Annotated in this window: 15 protein-coding genes; 4 read left to right on the forward strand and 11 right to left on the reverse strand. The window is 64.9% G+C overall.

Translation table 11 applies throughout. The features are described from left to right. Positions 1-146 precede the first annotated feature (146 nt). Both WEB52_03920 and WEB52_03925 read left to right on the forward strand, forming a co-directional pair. Positions 147-1,613 (forward strand): amidohydrolase family protein, encoded by a 1,467-nt coding sequence (locus WEB52_03920; GenBank protein MEX2225580.1) that lies wholly within the window; start codon positions 147-149, stop codon positions 1,611-1,613. A gap of 26 nt (positions 1,614-1,639) precedes the next feature. After that, on the forward strand, positions 1,640-1,801 hold the full coding sequence (locus tag WEB52_03925; GenBank protein MEX2225581.1) for a hypothetical protein: 162 nt from the start codon (positions 1,640-1,642) through the stop codon (positions 1,799-1,801). A gap of 25 nt (positions 1,802-1,826) precedes the next feature. On the opposite strand, the gene WEB52_03930 is transcribed toward WEB52_03925, so the two are convergent. Then, positions 1,827-2,081, reverse strand: a complete 255-nt coding sequence (locus tag WEB52_03930) for a hypothetical protein (protein MEX2225582.1) — start codon at positions 2,079-2,081, stop codon at positions 1,827-1,829. 99 nt (positions 2,082-2,180) lie between these two features. On the opposite strand from WEB52_03930, the gene WEB52_03935 reads away from it, so the two are divergent. Then, a complete protein-coding gene (locus WEB52_03935) occupies positions 2,181-3,221 on the forward strand; it encodes a transcriptional regulator (protein ID MEX2225583.1) in 1,041 nt (346 codons plus the stop codon). A gap of 49 nt (positions 3,222-3,270) precedes the next feature. On the opposite strand, the gene WEB52_03940 is transcribed toward WEB52_03935, so the two are convergent. The 9 genes from WEB52_03940 to WEB52_03980 all read right to left on the reverse strand — a co-directional run bounded on the left by WEB52_03940 (position 3,271) and on the right by WEB52_03980 (position 13,175). Next, positions 3,271-4,320: a glycoside hydrolase family 172 protein gene (locus WEB52_03940; protein MEX2225584.1), complete on the reverse strand. Its 1,050-nt coding sequence runs from the start codon at positions 4,318-4,320 to the stop codon at positions 3,271-3,273. 76 nt (positions 4,321-4,396) lie between these two features. Beyond that, entirely contained in the window at positions 4,397-4,717 is a 321-nt protein-coding gene (locus WEB52_03945; protein MEX2225585.1) for an antibiotic biosynthesis monooxygenase, read from the reverse strand. A 139-nt stretch (positions 4,718-4,856) separates the two neighbouring features. Then, entirely contained in the window at positions 4,857-5,768 is a 912-nt protein-coding gene (locus tag WEB52_03950) for a type II secretion system F family protein (protein MEX2225586.1), read from the reverse strand. Between the two features lie 11 nt (positions 5,769-5,779). Further along, positions 5,780-6,754 (reverse strand): type II secretion system F family protein, encoded by a 975-nt coding sequence (locus WEB52_03955; GenBank protein MEX2225587.1) that lies wholly within the window; start codon positions 6,752-6,754, stop codon positions 5,780-5,782. Further along, positions 6,754-8,133 carry a CpaF family protein gene (locus tag WEB52_03960; GenBank protein MEX2225588.1) on the reverse strand — a complete coding sequence of 460 codons (1,380 nt, stop codon included), beginning with the start codon at positions 8,131-8,133 and terminating at the stop codon, positions 6,754-6,756. The genes WEB52_03955 and WEB52_03960 overlap by 1 nt, the downstream gene beginning before the upstream one ends. A 22-nt stretch (positions 8,134-8,155) precedes the next feature. Then, complete coding sequence (locus tag WEB52_03965) at positions 8,156-9,349, reverse strand: P-loop NTPase (protein MEX2225589.1); 1,194 nt, start codon at positions 9,347-9,349, stop codon at positions 8,156-8,158. 49 nt (positions 9,350-9,398) lie between these two features. Beyond that, positions 9,399-10,238: a Flp pilus assembly protein CpaB gene (gene cpaB, locus WEB52_03970; GenBank protein ID MEX2225590.1), complete on the reverse strand. Its 840-nt coding sequence runs from the start codon at positions 10,236-10,238 to the stop codon at positions 9,399-9,401. Positions 10,239-10,420: 182 nt separating this feature from the next. Further along, the gene (locus tag WEB52_03975) at positions 10,421-10,996 is read right to left on the reverse strand and encodes a sigma-70 family RNA polymerase sigma factor (protein ID MEX2225591.1); all 576 of its coding nucleotides are present in this window, start codon (positions 10,994-10,996) and stop codon (positions 10,421-10,423) included. A gap of 220 nt (positions 10,997-11,216) precedes the next feature. Next, positions 11,217-13,175, reverse strand: a complete 1,959-nt coding sequence (locus WEB52_03980; GenBank protein ID MEX2225592.1) for a VWA domain-containing protein — start codon at positions 13,173-13,175, stop codon at positions 11,217-11,219. 608 nt (positions 13,176-13,783) lie between these two features. Between WEB52_03980 and WEB52_03985 the strand changes: the two genes are divergently transcribed. After that, positions 13,784-15,211, forward strand: coding sequence for an ATP-binding protein (locus WEB52_03985; GenBank protein MEX2225593.1), 1,428 nt, complete (start codon positions 13,784-13,786; stop codon positions 15,209-15,211). A 169-nt stretch (positions 15,212-15,380) separates the two neighbouring features. Here WEB52_03985 and WEB52_03990 read toward each other — a convergent pair whose 3' ends face one another. Then, positions 15,381-16,232, reverse strand: a complete 852-nt coding sequence (locus WEB52_03990) for a CAP domain-containing protein (GenBank protein MEX2225594.1) — start codon at positions 16,230-16,232, stop codon at positions 15,381-15,383. Positions 16,233-16,434 lie beyond the last annotated feature (202 nt).

Consider the following 16,434-nt stretch of genomic DNA (forward strand, 5'->3'; position numbering starts at 1 on the left):
TCGACCTCATCGTCCGCGGCGGCACGCTCTACGACGGTAGCGGCGGCGAAGGCTACGACGCCGATATCGGTATCGTCGGCGATCGCATTGAAGCGATCGGCAATCTCACTGAAACGCGGTCCGCCGAAACGATCGACGCAACGTCGATGGCCGTCGCGCCCGGCTTCATCAACATGCTCAGCCACTCCTACATGAGCATCCTGCAAGATCCCCGCTCCCTCGGTGAGCTGAAACAGGGCGTCACGCTGCAGATCTTCGGCGAAGGCACATCGATGGGCCCGCTGACCCCCGATATGCACCGCCGCATGCAGAAGGGCATGCACGAAGATTCGCTTCCGGTCGACATTCCGTGGCGCACGCTCGCCGAATACCTTGCCCACGTCGAACAGGTCGGCATCTCGCAGAACGTCGCGTCCTACATCGGCGCCACGACACTGCGCCAGTACGCCGTCGGCGCCGAAGACCGCCCCGCGACGACCGCCGAACTGGACGTCATGCGTGGCCTCGTCCGCGACGAGATGTCCGCGGGCGCGCTCGGCATCGGTTCGTCGCTGATCTATCCGCCGGCGTTCTTCGCTTCCACCGAAGAGCTCGTGGAGCTGTGCAAGGCGGCCGCGCCCTATGGCGGCAAGTACATCTCACACATGCGCAGCGAGGGCGACGCTCTCATCGAAGCAGTCGAAGAACTCATGCGTATCATGCGCGAGGGCGGTGTCCCCGCGGAGATCTATCACCTGAAGGCCGCTGGCCGCCCGAACTGGCACAAGCTGGATCAAGTGATCGACATGGTGCAGCGCGCCCGCGCGGAAGGCGAGCCAATTACCGCCGATATGTACCTCTACAACGCAGGCGCCACGGGACTCTCGAACTGCATCCCGCCCAAGTACCACGATGGCGGCTCCGGCAAACTCCTCGATCGCCTTGAAGACGCGACAGTACGCAAGCAGATCCACGACGACATCGCTAACTCGCACGAAGGCTGGGAGAACCTCTACGCGCGGGTCGGCGGACCGTCCGGCGTGCTGATCCTCAGCGTCCGCAAGGACGAGAATCGTCAGTACCAGGGCAAGACCATGGACGTCATCGCGCGGATGATGAACATCGACGATCCGATCGATGCCTTGATCGAACTCGTACGGCGCGACCGCTCCCGCATCACGACGGCATATTTCATGATGTCGGAGGAGAACATCCGCAAGGAAGTACAGCTTCCGTGGGTGGCGTTCGGCTCGGACTCACCGTCGTGGGCCGCCGAGGGAGAGTTCCTCAAGGCATCGACGCATCCGCGCGCCTACGGCAACTTCGCTCGCCTGCTCGGCACGTACGTCCGCGACGAGCATCTCGTCTCGCTGCCCGAGGCGGTCCGCCGCCTCACGCGCTTCCCCGCCGACAACCTCGGACTCGCCGGCCGCGGGCGCATCGAACGCGGCTTCTTCGCCGATGTCGTTGTATTCGACCCGGCAACGATCGGCGACCGCGCGACGTACGAGGAACCACATCAATACGCGGTCGGCGTCCGCGATGTCATCGTGAACGGACATCCCACCTTGCGAGATGGCGAACACAGCGGCGCGTTCCCCGGCCGCGCCGTCTACGGCCCCGGCAAACAGTAAGTCGGCCGGAAGGCAGGAGTCGCAATTTGAAGCTCAGCCCGGCCGATCTCGCCCGTATGCGCGGCAAGACGCAGGAACTTGTCGACAAGCACCACCTGCCCGGCATCGCGCACGGGCGTGTGACGGCGCTCCGCTTCGACGACTGCGCCATGCTCCGAAAGAACCCGACGATCGAACCATGGGCGTGACCGACCCCGTTCCCTGACGCTGCACTCACGCCAGCCCTTCGATCTCGCACTCACGGACCACGCAGACGCAAGCGCAGCCGTCGTGCTCCACACGCAGGGCGTACGCAGCGCCACCCTCGACCCAGCAGCACTCCATCACCACGCCGATCGTCCACGGTGGCAGACAGGCCGGATCGACCCGCGCCCCGCGTTCGATGTTGTGCGTCTCGGCGCCCGCCAATTCGGCGACCACCTCATCGCCGGGCGAGTACTGGTGCCGAATCTTTGTAGTTGCGTGCATTCCCGCCTCCCGGGCAAAGATAGGCGCTGGCGGCGACAGATCGTGTCGCTCCTTGACACAATTTCCGCGCAGTTCGCGTCGGGAAGTAGCATGGACGTCATGAATCCCCAGCGGCGCTCTGTGCGCCTTGCGAAAATCCTCGAGTTGCTGCGCGGTCGCAAGGCCGGCTACACGGCGCGTGAACTCGCGGACATCACCGGCCGCAACATCCGGACGATTCAGCGGGACATCAATGTGCTGCAGTCGGAGATGGGCGAACCGCTCATGGAGGATCGCGGCCGGTACGCGCTGCTCCGCGAAGAGCGGCTCTCGCCCCTCGAACTGACCCTCCAGCAGGCGCGCGCGCTCTTTATCGCCACGCGCCTCTTCCTCCGTTACAGCGACGAGGGCGACCCGTTTGCCGCCGAGGCGCTCCGCAAGGTCGCGCAGATCATGCCGCAACGCGTGCGCGAACTCGTCCGCGCCGCCGCCGAGACCGTCGCCTCCCGGTCGTTCGATGCGGAGTTCGCCCGCCACATGACGACCGTCACCGAAGCGTGGTCACGCCAACGCGTGCTCAAACTCAGCTATCGGTCGGCCGGAAGGCAGCGGCCTCGCGAGGTGATCGTGGAGCCATACTTCATCGAGCCCAGCGCCGCCGGCTTCGCCACCTACCTGATCGCCTACTCCCGCACGCACGAGAGCATGCGCACCTTCAAGGTGGAGCGCATCGTCTCCGCCGAGATGCTGCCGCAGGCGTTCGCCGTCCCCGACGACTTCGACATCGATGCGTTGCTGTCGTCGGCATGGGGCATCATCTGGGGCGAAGGGAAGACCGTCGAGCTGCAATTCTCCCCGGACGTCGCGTGGCGCGTGAGGGAAACGCGCTGGCACCCCACCCAGTCCGTCGAAGATCTGCCCGGTGGCGGTGTCCTGCTCACCATGACGGTCGCCGGCATGATGGAAGTCGGCCGCTGGGTGCGTAGCTGGGGCGATAAGTGCCAGGTGCTGGCGCCACCCGAACTGCGCGCCGAACTGCGGGAGGAAGCTCTGCGCCTCGCGCGTCAGTACGCCAGCCCCGCGAGGCCCGCCCCGCGCAAGCGCACAACCTCCCGCCAGCCGGCAGCGGCATCGAAAGGGCAAGCGCGCCTCGGGGCCTGACCTTTTGCCCTCGTCAAATCTCGACGTTACCCGAGTCGTGGCATGAGCGCTATCGAGGCAGCCGTCCCGCGACCGGCGGCAAAACGGGAAACGCACCGTGAGGCTCCGTCTGGTACCAGTACGCCGTGCTCGAGTAGTCGTTTGACAGGTCGTTGGCGTGACCGTGCTCGATCGTCACCTTGATCGACTCACGAAAGTGAATCGGATCTTCGATGTGCCAGCGGTACATCGAGTTCTTGCCGGACCACGGCCAGTCGGCGCTGCCCGAGTACACAGGCAGCCCGTAATACGGCGTGTGGAACGCCCGCGTCGGCGACCACGCCGTACCGAAGTAGTCCTCGGTGCCGGTGCCGCGCAGCCGCAGTTCGCCATCGATCCAGATCATGTCGTCGCCTTCGCCGTACCAGTCGTTCTGTTGCCGCTCGAACACATCGACGTTGAGGTTGCATCCTGCGTAGTGCCCCCGCCCGGTCGCTTCCAGGATCACGTAATTCCCTGCGCCCTCCAGGTTCGGACGCTTCCAGAACTCTTCGCGTTCGCGATTCCCGTGCGGTTCGCCCTTCGCTCCCCAGCCGTCGGTCGGGTTCTCGCGCCGCCACTGCGCGTGGAACAGGGCAATGTCGTCGACGCGACGTTCGTACGTCTCGTAGTCGACGTAGAAGTAGCAAACAAGCGGCTTGTCGCCGTCATTCGCGATCTCGATGCGCCCGCCGTCGTTAAACGGCATCGGGAAGAAGCAGTTGAATCCGCGACCGCTCCGCGGACTCATCGCAAGGGGTAGCGACCAGTACTCCGGCGTGATGCCGTGCCCGACGCCGAAGAAGTCCCCCGTCGGCACCTCGACGCACGGCGTCGATGCGCCGTCCCACCACATGCGGAGCACGCTGCGGCGTGGATACCGCACTTCCGGCGAAGCCAGCGTCAGCCATACGTGCCGGACGCAGCCAGGGCCGCTCATCTCAGCCATCAGGTGACGGTCGCCGGGCAGAATCGTCACGTAGTCGGCATTGCCGCCGGTCCGGTCCCACGAAGAGCTTCGCGCGCTCCGCGCATCGCGTAGCCGCGTCAACCCATTCAGTCCGCCAGAGCTGATCGTCATCGCCTGCCCTTTCTGTTGCGCTGGCGAGTATCGCCATGCTTATCATGAAAGGGCAGCTCGTTCGCGGCCGCGCCCCTTACGCCTTCGCGGGCGACCTGAACTCCTGCTCGATTACCGCCTCGAAGAGTTTCACCGCCGGCGGCCCCTGCAGGACACCCATCAACGAACCCTGTCGGTGCCCGGCCCTGAAGGCCTCGCTCTGCGTCCAGGCGATGAACGCGTCGCGGCTCTCCCAGGTGCTGTGGCTGATGTATTCGCCCTCCGCATCGCCCCGCAGCAGCGCGAAATGAACGATGCCCGGAACATCCTTCAGATAGCTGTCGCGGCCTTTCCAGATCTGCTCAAACTCCTCGCCCTTCCCCGCCGCCACCGTGAAGTTGTTCATCGCAATGAACATCGGAATCACCTCCCGTAATCACTCACTCTCGACGACGGCATCGTAGCAGGCGGCAAGACTGCACGCGGCGGCAAGCAGAAAACCCGCAATCTGCGGGTTTTCGTCGCTTCTCAGGTGGTTGCCCGTCAGGCGTTTCGCCTCACTCGAACCCGTTCATAATCGTGATGATCGCAGGTCCCAGGATGACGATGAACAACGTCGGAAAGATGCAGATCACGAGTGGAAAGAGCATCTTGACCGGCGCTTTGTACGCCTGCTCTTCCGCCCGCTGCCGGCGCCGGATCCGCAACTGGTCCGACTGCACGCGCAGCACCTGGCCGATCGACGAACCCATCGCCTCGGCCTGGATCACGGCATTGGTGAACTGCATCAGGTCCGGCACCTGCGTCCGGTCTCCCAGTTCCTTCAGCGCATCGCGCCGCGTCTTTCCGAGGGCGATCTCCCGGAGCGACCGTGAAAGCTCCTGCGCGAACGGCCCCTGCACCTTCTCTGAAACGCGAGACAGCGCCGCATCGAGCCCCAGGCCGGCCTCGACGCACGTCGTAATCAGGTCGAACGCGTCCGGCAGGCTCTTGACGATCGCATGCTGACGCTGTCGTGCGCGCGAGTTCACGATGTAGAACGGCAGGTAGAATCCGACGAACGCGAGCAACCCGAAGATGCCGAACTGCATCGGCCCCATCGATGAGCGCATCACGAACATGATCAGCAGCCCAATCCCCGTCGCCGCCGCCGACGAGACAAGCACCATCGTCAGGAACCCGTTCAGATTCATCGGCTCGCCGGCCGTGATCAACTTGCGTTCCACGCCGGACAGCAGCGTTTTCGGCAGCAGATTGCCCAGACTCCGCGCCGCGCCCTGTACCAGTGGAGCGACCATCCGCTGGCCGAAGCCCGGCACTTCGATCTCCGTGTCCGCATCCGACCCGCGCTTGAACGACTCGAGCCGCTGGCGGGCCATGCTTCCCGAACCGCGCGCCGTCACACCCAGCACGAAGAACAACACCATGCCGAAGATCGCGGCCGCGCTTCCCAGTGCCAGGGGATCCATTCCAGCCATGCTTATACCTCGATATTCAGGATGCGCTGAATGACCATCACACCGATCACTTCCAGCACGACCGCCAGGCCGATCATGAACCGGCCCATGAACGTCGTGAAGAGCGGCTCGATGTACCCGGGACTCATGATCTGGAACAGCACGCCCACGCCGATCGGAATGAACCCGATCACCAGGCCGGTGAGCTTCTGCTGCGCCGTCAACGTCGTGATCTCCCCCCGGATGCGAATCCGCTCGCGCATCGTCTCCGCCACGTTGTCCAGGATCTCGCCGAGGTTACCGCCGACCGTGCGCTGCACCAGGATCGCCGTGACCACGATGTCCAGGTCGTAGCTCCCCGAGCGATCGCTCAGCGCCACGAGCGCCTCTTCCGCGCTCGAACCGATGTTCATTTCGTGAATCGTCCGCCCTAGCTCCGTCGAGATCGGGTGCGAGAGCTGGTCCGCGGCGTTGTCCATGGCCTGGAGCAGGCCGAAGCCCGCCTTCAGCGCGTTCGAAATAATCTGGAGCGCTTCCGGGAGCTGCGCGTTCATCTTCGCCACGCGTGACTTGCGCTTTCGCGTCAGGTAGAACATCGGCCCGTTGTACGCGACCACTGCCGCCACTGCGCCCACGATCCACGCGGTTACGCCCGGTATGAAGGCGATCGGCATCACGAACGCCGCCGCGGCGAACCCGAACTTCATCGCGATGAACTCGCCCGGGCGCACACTCATGTCCGCCCGCTCGAGTTGAAGCGCCAGGTCTTCGCTGTTTCCCTTAAACAGGTCGCCCAAAATGCCGCCTTCGCGTGTCACCCGAAGCGCGCCCGGCACCCCGCCCCCCACGTCTACGACAGACGTGCCGGACATCAGCCCCTGCAGGCGGCCGCGCACGGCCTGTGATTGCGGCATGGCCGAACCGTAGAACGCGAAGAGCGCCACCACGATGGTCGCCATGACCGAGAATGCTGCTACTGCTGCAAGCGGATCGATCATCAGAGCACTGATCCTGCTACTGCAAAGAGGTCCGGCGGCAGATGTATGCCCGAAACCTCGAACTTCTCGACAAACCGCGGACGGATGCCCGTCGTGCGCAGTTCTCCAAGGATGCGGCCGTCCGTGTCGACGCCCGTCTGCACGAATCGGAACAGGTCTTGCATCGTCACCACCTGGCCCTCCATGCCCGAAACCTCGGCCACGGATACGACCTTGCGTGTCCCATCAGGGAAGCGCGCGATCTGAATGACAACGTGCAGCGCCGATGACATCTGTTCCCGGATCGCCTTCACCGGCAGTTCGAACCCCGCCATCATCACCATGTTCTCGATCCGCGCGAGCGCGTCGCGAGGCGTGTTGGCGTGGACTGTGCCGAGCGAGCCTTCGTGACCGGTGTTCATCGCCTGGAGCATGTCGAATGCTTCCGGCCCGCGCACCTCACCCACGATGATGCGGTCCGGCCGCATGCGCAGCGAGTTCCGGACCAGGTCGCGCTGCGTCACCTCGCCCTTGCCTTCGAGCGATGCCGGGCGCGCTTCCAGCGTCACGACGTGGCCCTGCTGGAGCTGAAGCTCCGTCGGGTCCTCGATCGTCACGATGCGCTCGGTATCCGGAATGAACGACGAAAGCGCGTTGAGCATCGTCGTCTTACCCGAGCCGGTACCGCCGGAGATCAGGATGTTGAGTTGAGCCTGTACGCACGCACGAAAGAACTCCGCCAGTTCGTTCGTCAACGCACCCGTCGCGACGAGGTCGTTGATCGTCATCTTGTCCGTGCGGAACTTTCGGATCGTCACCGTCGGGCTTTTCGGCGCCACGGGCGGAATGATGATGTTGACACGCGAACCATCCGGCAAGCGCGCGTCCACCATCGGCGAAGACTCATCGACGCGCCGGCCTAGCGGCGCCACGATACGCTCGACGATCCGCATGATGTGCGTGTCATCGCGGAACCGCACCGAACTCAGGTAGAGCCGTCCTTCTTTTTCATAGAAGACCGTGTCCGGCGCGTTCACCATCACTTCGGAGATGGCGCCGTCCCTCAGCAAAGGCTCGAGCGGGCCGAAGCCCAGCACTTCATCAGCGACGGCTGAGACCAGTTCGTCCCGCGTCGTCCCGACGATGCCCGGCATCTCCTGCGCGATGAGCGTGCGAGCGGCTTGCTCGACGGCTTCGCGCGCCTTCTCCTTGCCCAGCCCTTCGAGCTTGTTGGGATCCAGCTCCTCGATCAGGCGCTGGTGGAGCGTGAACTTCAACTCGTTCAGCGCGACGACGTTCTGCGACAGCTGGTTCGGCCGCTGTCCGAAGCCGCCGCCTGCCGCCCCCGTCGATCCCTGGCCCGGCTGGACCCTCCGCTGCTGCCACTGAAACTGACTCATGATGCGTCCCCCTCAGGCATGTTCAGGCAGATCGGCCGAGGAATCGGTCGAGGAAGCCGCGCTTCTCTTGCTTCGTGCCTGTCAGCTGGTGCGTCAGGTCGATAATCGACCGCGACACGCGGGCGTAAGGCTTTGCGATCACGATTGGCTGACCCAATTGCGTGCTGCTGGACACCGACAGGTCGTGCGGGATCCGCCAGAACACGTCGTACTCCAGCACGCGCGACACGTCGTCTTCCCGCAGGCTGTTGGCCGCCGTCGAATGGTTGATTGTGAGCTTCACCTTGTCTTCGGAGATCGCCGCCGCTCGCAGCATCTCCAGCGCCAGCGCCGTGTCTTTGATGCTCGCAATGTCCATGCTCGTGATCAGCAGGATCAGGTTCGCGAGCTCCAGCGCCGCCGCGATCAGCTCGTTGAACGTGCCCGGCGTGTCGATCACGACGTAGTCGTGCGTCTGCGCCAGCAGCTCTATGATCTTCTCGATGTGCTGCGGCGTCATGTTCCGCCACTCTGTCGGGTGCAGCGGCGCCGGCAGGATCGAGACGCCGCTGTGGTGCTTCACCAGGTAGTCGCGGATCTTGTCGCGGTCGATCTCATCGATGCGGCGAGCCACGTCGGCGATGCTCGCCTCGACTGCCACATCCATCATGATCGCCACGTCGCCGAAGCGCGTGTCCATGTCGAGCAGGCAGACGTTGGCGCCTGTCATCTTCGCGAGCGTGGTCGCCAGGTTCGTCGAGATCGTCGTCTTGCCGATACCGCCTTTCGCGCCGAACACCGTGATGACGGTCCCGCGTGCAGGTGCCTCGGTGCCGCCGCCATCGGCGCGGATGCGCTTGCGCTCTTCCTGCTCGAGCACGCCGTACACGGCGCGGCTCAAATCTTCCGGCTTGAGCGGCTTGATCAGGTAATCCCGCGCGCCCGCCACCATCGCCCGCCGTACCGACTGCGCATCCGCGAGCGACGAGTACACGACGGTCGGCACGCCCGGCTGGGCATCCGCGAGCGACTCGATCGTCTGCAGCGCCAGCGCTACCGGCTCTTCGACGGACACCAGGAACACGTCCGGCGTGGTCTCCCGCGCCACGGTCACAGCCTCGACTCCGTACCCCGCTTCCCCCGTCACGGTGAAGTGCGCGATCTGCGCGGCACGCTTGGTCTCGGCCCTGCTCCCGAGTTCGGGGTCTACGGTTACGATTTCCGGATTGCGAGCCATCGGCTGCGTCTCCTACGTCGGCTTGCTAGCTACTTCCCCTGTTGCCCTCTTACGGCGCGTCCTGGTAACCCTCGGGCCTCAGGCCCAGCGGCAGCCGCGCTACCTCTTCCGGCGTCAGGATGTCGGAGAGGATCGCCGTACCGCTGTCTCCGACCACGTCGTCGCCATCGCCCCGCAGCGCGATACGCAGCTCGCCACGCCCCTCTGCAAGCGCGATGATCTGCGCCTCTTGCGGCGTCAACAGCAGCGTTGTGGTCGATGCGTCGGGCACCGGCTCGCCGTCAGGACCGGGCACCGGCTGCTCGGCGCTGCCCGCCTGGGGCGCCGCCGGCACCAGCGACTGCGCCACCGCAGCCACCTGCACGTTGCTCAGCAGCGTCTTCGAGATGATGTCGTCGCCGTTGCAGCAGATCCACACCAGGTCGACGTAGTCGCCCGGCAGCACCAGGCCGCCGGCGTTGCCGACTTGTGATGCCGTGATCGATATAGCGCGCTTGCCCGAAGGAATGATCTCCGACAGCGCCTCGGCGGGCCGGTCCGATTCCACGATCGCGCTTTGCGAGATCTGCGCGTTCGCCGCGATCGGATACTTCGTCACCCGCCCGATGGCACTCGCCGGTTCGCTGAGCGCGTCCTGGGCGATGCCATTGATACCGACGTTGCGGATCTCCAGCATGTCCGTCGTAATCACGGAGTTCGCCGGGATTTCGGCCTTCGCCACGACGACCTGGCTCGTGTCGGAGGTCGCTGCGCCTCCGCCCGATATCGTGTCGTCCGCTGCGATTTTCGCGTACACCAGCACCGCGCTCACCGCGGCCAGCAACACCGCGATAATCAGGAACCGGCGATTCGTGCGTGACGGTGCTGCGCCCGCAACAGTTCGTGCCATGGCTTCTTCCCCCATGTCCGGATTCAGGCCCAAAGGCCGCTAAGCTGTATAGGTATCGGCTGTACGTTCTATGGCTTTACGACCGACCCCGAAACTGCCAGACCGCTCTGGCTTCGTTCCCCTGACCCCTCGCGCCACTCGATTCGAGAGCCTCCTGCTTCCCCGCAGTCGGCCCCGCTGCCTCAGACAGCAGGATCCAGCAGCTTCATCTGCTTGCGCAGTGAATTGAGCGCGCGATGTTGGATGACGCGGATGGCCGCGACACTCTTACCGATAATCTCGGCCACTTCGCGATAATCTAAATCCTCGATGAAGCGGAGAATGATCACCTGCCGCTGCTCTTCTCGCAGCTTCAGGATGGCTTCCCGGACCAATTCCTCTTCCGCCGTCTGCTCGTACGCCGATTCCGGATCGCGCCGCATCTTGTCGTCGATGATGCCTTCGTGGACCTGCGACGTCTCCCGCTTCGCTCGAAGGTGGCTCACGCCCAGGTTGTGAGCGATCCGCAGCAGCCACGACACGAAAGGCGCCCCTCGTACCTGGTACCGCTCGATGGCTTCCCAGGCCTTCAGGAACGTCTGCGCCGTCAAATCCTCCGCTTCTGGCGAGTTCCCCACCATGTAATAGATGTGCCTGTACACCCGCACGACGTGGCGGTCATACAACTCGCCGAACGCGTCCTGGTCACGTTGGATGGCGCGCAGCACGAGTGGCGTGTCATCGTTTGCGCGCGGTACCGCCTGGTTGGCGCTGACCATGCTGTCTCGCACTCCCCGCTGTGCTGAACTGCGATCGATCCCCAGAGTCCCCGTTCGCGGCGTTCCCCTACGGGAACTCCCAATGAGGATCGGCAGCACACAGGTCGTGCTTGAGTGCTTGCAGCGCGCACTCTCAGATCGGCCGGGCGTATAAAGGGGGCGAAGCGTGGAGAACAGCCGCCCTCGGCTGTTCAATTCGCCGCAGGCGAACCACCAGCAACTACTCTTCGTCGTCGGTGTCGACGTCGTCGTGAACCCGCGGTCCGCCTTCGCTCGAAGGCATCATGTCCGCCAACGGAATGCGGACCACGTCCTGTGATGCCGGCGCCGCTGCATCCGAGGCCACCGGATCGCGCAGGACGTTCGGCACCGGTCCGCTATCCACCGGTACAGGCGCGAGTGCAGGTGATGGTGCAGCATCGTCAGCGGCGATCTGCAGCGTTGACACGGGCGTGTCGAGCATCCGGAACTCGAAAACATGCTCGCCGATGGCAAACGTGTCGCCGGGCTCGAGGATCATCCATCCGCCCGACGTTCCATCGGCCGCGATCACCGAAAGGCGCGTCATCCGGTGCACCATGAGGTGTCCGCCGCGGACCCACGTGCGCGCTTCCTCCGCCGCCAGCTCCGCATCGTCGATCCGCACGCCGCACCGCGCGGCGGACCCCATACTCACGGGCGCGGCCCCCACCGTATACTCGCTGCCGAGGTCCGCGCCGCCGCGAGAAATCAACACGCCCAGCGGCTCGCCGATTGATTCTTGCTCCACTTCGGGTTCATCTATGTGCAACAGGGGCATTTCCGGCGCCGCGCGCGTTTGGGCGACTTGTTGCGCCCATGGGACCGTGCGTTGCGTGACGCTCAGTTGCGCAATATCCGTCCCTCGGTGCCGGAACTTGAAGTAACCCAGGATGCAGCTACCTACGATCACGACCGCGATTGCAGCGCCGAGAACGACGATCAGCGGCAGTCCGCCGCCACCGCTTCCGGTAGCCGCGACGGGTGGGCCGGACGTGAACGATACGCTGCTCTCGAGCGGCTGCCCGGCGACCTCCACGACCACGCGAATCACATGCTCGCCATTGGCAACGCTTCCAGCGTCGAACCTGAACACGTACGGCCCCGTTGCCATCTCCGCGACTTGCGACCCATCGACGAAGAACAGCACCCGGGCTGCTTGCGTCGCCGGCCCGATGTTTACGAGGATGTCGCGCACGCCGTCCACCGTGTCGCCATCTTCGATGCCGCTGATGTCCACGAGCGGCGCAAAGCCCGGCGCCGGGCGGTACGTCGCTTCATCGCTCGCCTCGCGCCCGGCCGCGGAAACGCGCACGTTGATCGTCGACTCCGGAAGCGCCGCGACGCCGGTGGCATCGAACGTGACGATGTATTGGTTGCGCAGCAGCCGCCCGACGCTCAGGTACAGGCTCCGCAGGTCAGCGGGATTGACGGCTTCCAGTAGCCGGCCCTTCGACACGTCGGCGACCTCCCGCAGATAGGGCAGGTCCAGGTCCGATCCCTGCGCGATCGTGAAGTACGGCACGCCGGCGTTGCGCGCGGCGTTGATCGCTTCGTCTCGCGTCGCCGCGCTCGCCCCGCCGAAGTCCGCGCCGTCGCTCAGCAACACCACCGCTTTCCGCGTCGCGGTCGAAGAGACGGCTTTGAACGCAGCCACGGCCGTCGCCTGGTAGAGCGCTGTGTTCCCCTGCGCGACCAGTCCGTCGACCGCCGACGTCACCAGTTGTCGGTCCTGCGTGTAGTCCTGCACCACGACGACCTGATCCGCGAAACTCACGACGGCCACGCGGTCGCTGGCTGCCAGTTCGCTCACCAGCGCCTTGGCTGCGTCCTTCGCGCTCGTCATCGCCGCGCCCGCCATGCTGCCGCTTGTGTCCATCACGAGCAGGAGGTCGAGCGGCTCGTCCTGCGACGACGCCAGCTCGGCGCTCACAACCGCCGCTGGCGCTCCGTTCGCCGTGATCGCGATGTTGTCCGCGCCCAGCTCCGCCAAGCCTGCGGCCGAATCATCTTCGATGTTCAGCACGAGCCGCGCGTGCGGATACGTGTCATCAGAAACGGATGCGATGTTGGCGCGCAGTGTCGACTCTTGTGCGGACGCCCCGAATGACCCGATCGCCACCGCGAAGACAGCCGGTGCAAGCGCCAACCGCAATCTCATTGCATTCCTCTTCGTTGGCTTCGATTGCCCTTGATAAGCGCCGGGCGGCAGCCGCTTTTGCGTGTAAAGTTTGGCTATCCCGCCTCTTGACAGCCCTCTGGCCCCATGGCAGAATCGTGCCACCTTATGGTGGTGCGGAGCGCCAGGTGGAGCCGTAAGGGACATCTCACAGAGCAGTATCGACAAACTGTTGGCCGTGCTGAGCGGCAGCGTGAATGCAGGACGCAGTCACACGCGATTCCGGCAAGTCAATTTTCACGCGCGCCTCAGGCTGCGCGCGACCCTTCCGCTTCGGCGGAAGTCACGTCGGGGCCAAGGGTCCAGGGGACGACTGTTCAGGAGGCGGGGCCTGGCTGGCGTCCTCTGGCCCCAACCCGTTTCTTCCCTCCCTTCCCCCTTTGCTCACGTCCTTCTCGCCTCGACCCTCAGCATCAAGTGACGTGGCCCGACCCGGGCATCTCCAGCTTTCCCGCTTCCATCCGATACTCCATACGAGGACATGAGGGCGCCGCCGCCGAGGGCTAAGTTCCACATGGCCGGTCCACACCACGCCGGTTGCACGGCGGTAGCGACGCGCTTCTTTGATGCGCTCGTCGGGAGAGCCCGGTATGACGTTTGACACCGCCCGGAGGGAGACCGCCGCCGACGTTTCCATCAGCGCCCGCAATGGCGTCCCCGATTGGCAACCGGCCCCGTTCGTCCCACAGCCGCAGACCGTCGAAGAGACGGGCCTCGACTTCTCGACGGTCCTCGACCTGGTCGTGAAGGCCATCTACTTCGGCGGCCGGCCTGCCGCGCGCCAGATCGCCGCCCAGCTCGCACTGCCGTTCCCCGTGATCGACGAAGTCCTGGGGTTCATGAAGCGTGAGCAGATGGCCGAGGTGGTCGGCAGTTCCGGCATGGGCGAGCAACTCTACCAGTACTCGCTGTCACAGAAGGGCTCGGAAAAAGCCGAAGAGGCGCTCAATCGCAATCAGTACGTCGGTGCCGCACCCGTACCCTTCGAGTTGTACCTCGAAGTGCTGCAACGACAGACCATCCGCGCCATGCGGGTGCCGCCGCAGTCTGTCGAAGCATCCATCGCCCACCTGGTCATCGATCGCCCCGTCGTCGAGGCGCTTGGCCCTGCCGTGAACTCGGGCCGCTCGATGCTGCTGTACGGAGGCTCCGGCAACGGAAAGAGCACCATCACCAACTCCATCGGACGCATGCTCCCCGGCGAGGTGCTCATCCCCTACGCCGTCGAGGTCAACGGCACCATCGTCAAGGTCTTCGACCCGCGCGTGCACCAGGAAATTCCGCTCGATCAGCAGGTCGACCGCCGCAATCCCGACCCCGCGATGGCCGCCAACGAGCGCCGCCGTGACCGGCGTTGGGTCGTCGCGCGCCGCCCTATGATCTCGGTCGGCGGTGAACTGACGCTCCAGGAGCTCGAACTGCGATACTCACCGCAATCTCAGTTCTACATCGCCCCCATTCAGTGGAAAGCGAATAGCGGCATCCTCATCGTCGACGACTTCGGCCGGCAGATGATCCAGCCCAAAGAGCTGCTCAACCGCTGGATCGTGCCGATGGAAGAGCGCGTCGACCACTTGTCGCTGCACACGGGCGACATGGTCGAAGTGCCGTTCGACGTGTTGCTCATCTTCTCGACGAACCTTCATCCGTCGCAACTCGGCGACGAAGCGTTTTTCCGCCGGATCCGGCACAAGATCCACATCCCGGATCCGTCGCACGAGCAGTTTCTCGAGATCCTCGCCCGCGTCTGTCAGCAGCGCGAGATGCCGCTCGAAGCGGATGCCGCCCTCTACCTCATCGACGAGTACTACACGCGCACCGGTCGCGGGTTCAAGGGCTGCCATCCCCGCGACATCGCCGAACTCGTCGCGGACATCTGCATGTACAACGGCGATCAACCGGCGTTCACGCGCAAGTTCCTCGACGCCGCCTGTAACTCCTACTTCGTCGAGACCAACCAGGAAGCGGTCGCCGCCCACGTTACGGCGTTTGGCGGACTCGGCCAGGCCGCAGCGTAGAACCCGAACGCAGCTTGCAGCCAACAGCGGACTCGCCATACGCGTCCGATCCGCCCAAACCCACGCCATTCAACGAGACGCCAGCCACCAAGCGGTCAGCGCGAGAGCTGATCGACCGACAGACTGATCCACCAACCAGCGACCACTCACCAGCGACTAAGCGACCAGATCAGTGTCCCGTAAAGACGATCGTGAAGTACTTCATCCCCGTCGCGTCAATCGTCAGCGCGATGCCGACGTCGGTGTAGTGCGCGTTCAGGATGTTCGCGCGGTGCGATGGGCTATTCCACAACGCCTCATCGGCCACCGCGACGGTCTGGTCGTTCGGGTAGTTGTTCTTCGCCAGGTTCTCGCCCGCCCAGCCGTACGGCACGCCGTACTGGTCCATGAGGCTGAACGCCGAGTGCCCCGTGATCGGGCTCTCGTGCGCAAAGTAGTTGTATGTCGCCATCTCGTCCGACCGTAGCCGCGCTATGCCGACCAGGTAGCCATTCACGCTCAGCGGCGCCAGTCCGCTCGCCGCGCGACGGGCGTTCGTTGCGCCGAACAGCGCCTGCTCGAAACCATCCATCGGCGACGTGTCGAGGCCCCCGCTTGCGGGCGGCGCCGGCGGTACCGGCGTCGGCGGTATTGGCGTCGTCTGCGCGGGCGGCGCGCTCTGCGGCTGCCTGGGCGCCGGGCGCGGTGCCGGCGTCGATGTTGCCGTCGGCGGCACGGGTGTCGGTGGCACCGCCGTCGCGGTTGGTGTCGCCGTGGCCTGCGAGCGGAGTTCGACGTCCGCGTACTGCCACAGGTCACGCATCGTCTCTGATTCCGTGGCGATCGTCATGCCGATCGGCGGCGTCGCTGTCGCCACGACCTGGCCGACGTCTTCGGCATCGTTCGCCGACGAGCCATGCGCCATCACCGCTGCGGCGCCCGATAGCACCACAGCGCCGGCGAGCACGCCTGCGCCGGCATACGCTGCCTGCTTCGTCGCCAGGAGCCGTCGGAATACGGACGCGCGGGACTCGTCCGACATGAGTTGCTGCCTCTAGTACGCCTAATCCCCTAAGGGGTCAGGGGATGCCAACCACAGGAATGCTCGGCACCCTTAGGGGCGGACTTGAGGCTCCCGAATCTGAAGAGGCGTTTTCGACGTGCGATCCCTACTCCCTGATAGGGCCGTACGGGTGTTTGGTTGCCCGTCGATCGGGCGGTTGATAGCATGGCCCGCCGACGGG

Source organism: Dehalococcoidia bacterium (genome assembly GCA_040902535.1).
Lineage (GTDB): Bacteria > Chloroflexota > Dehalococcoidia > DSTF01 > JACRBR01 > JBBDXD01.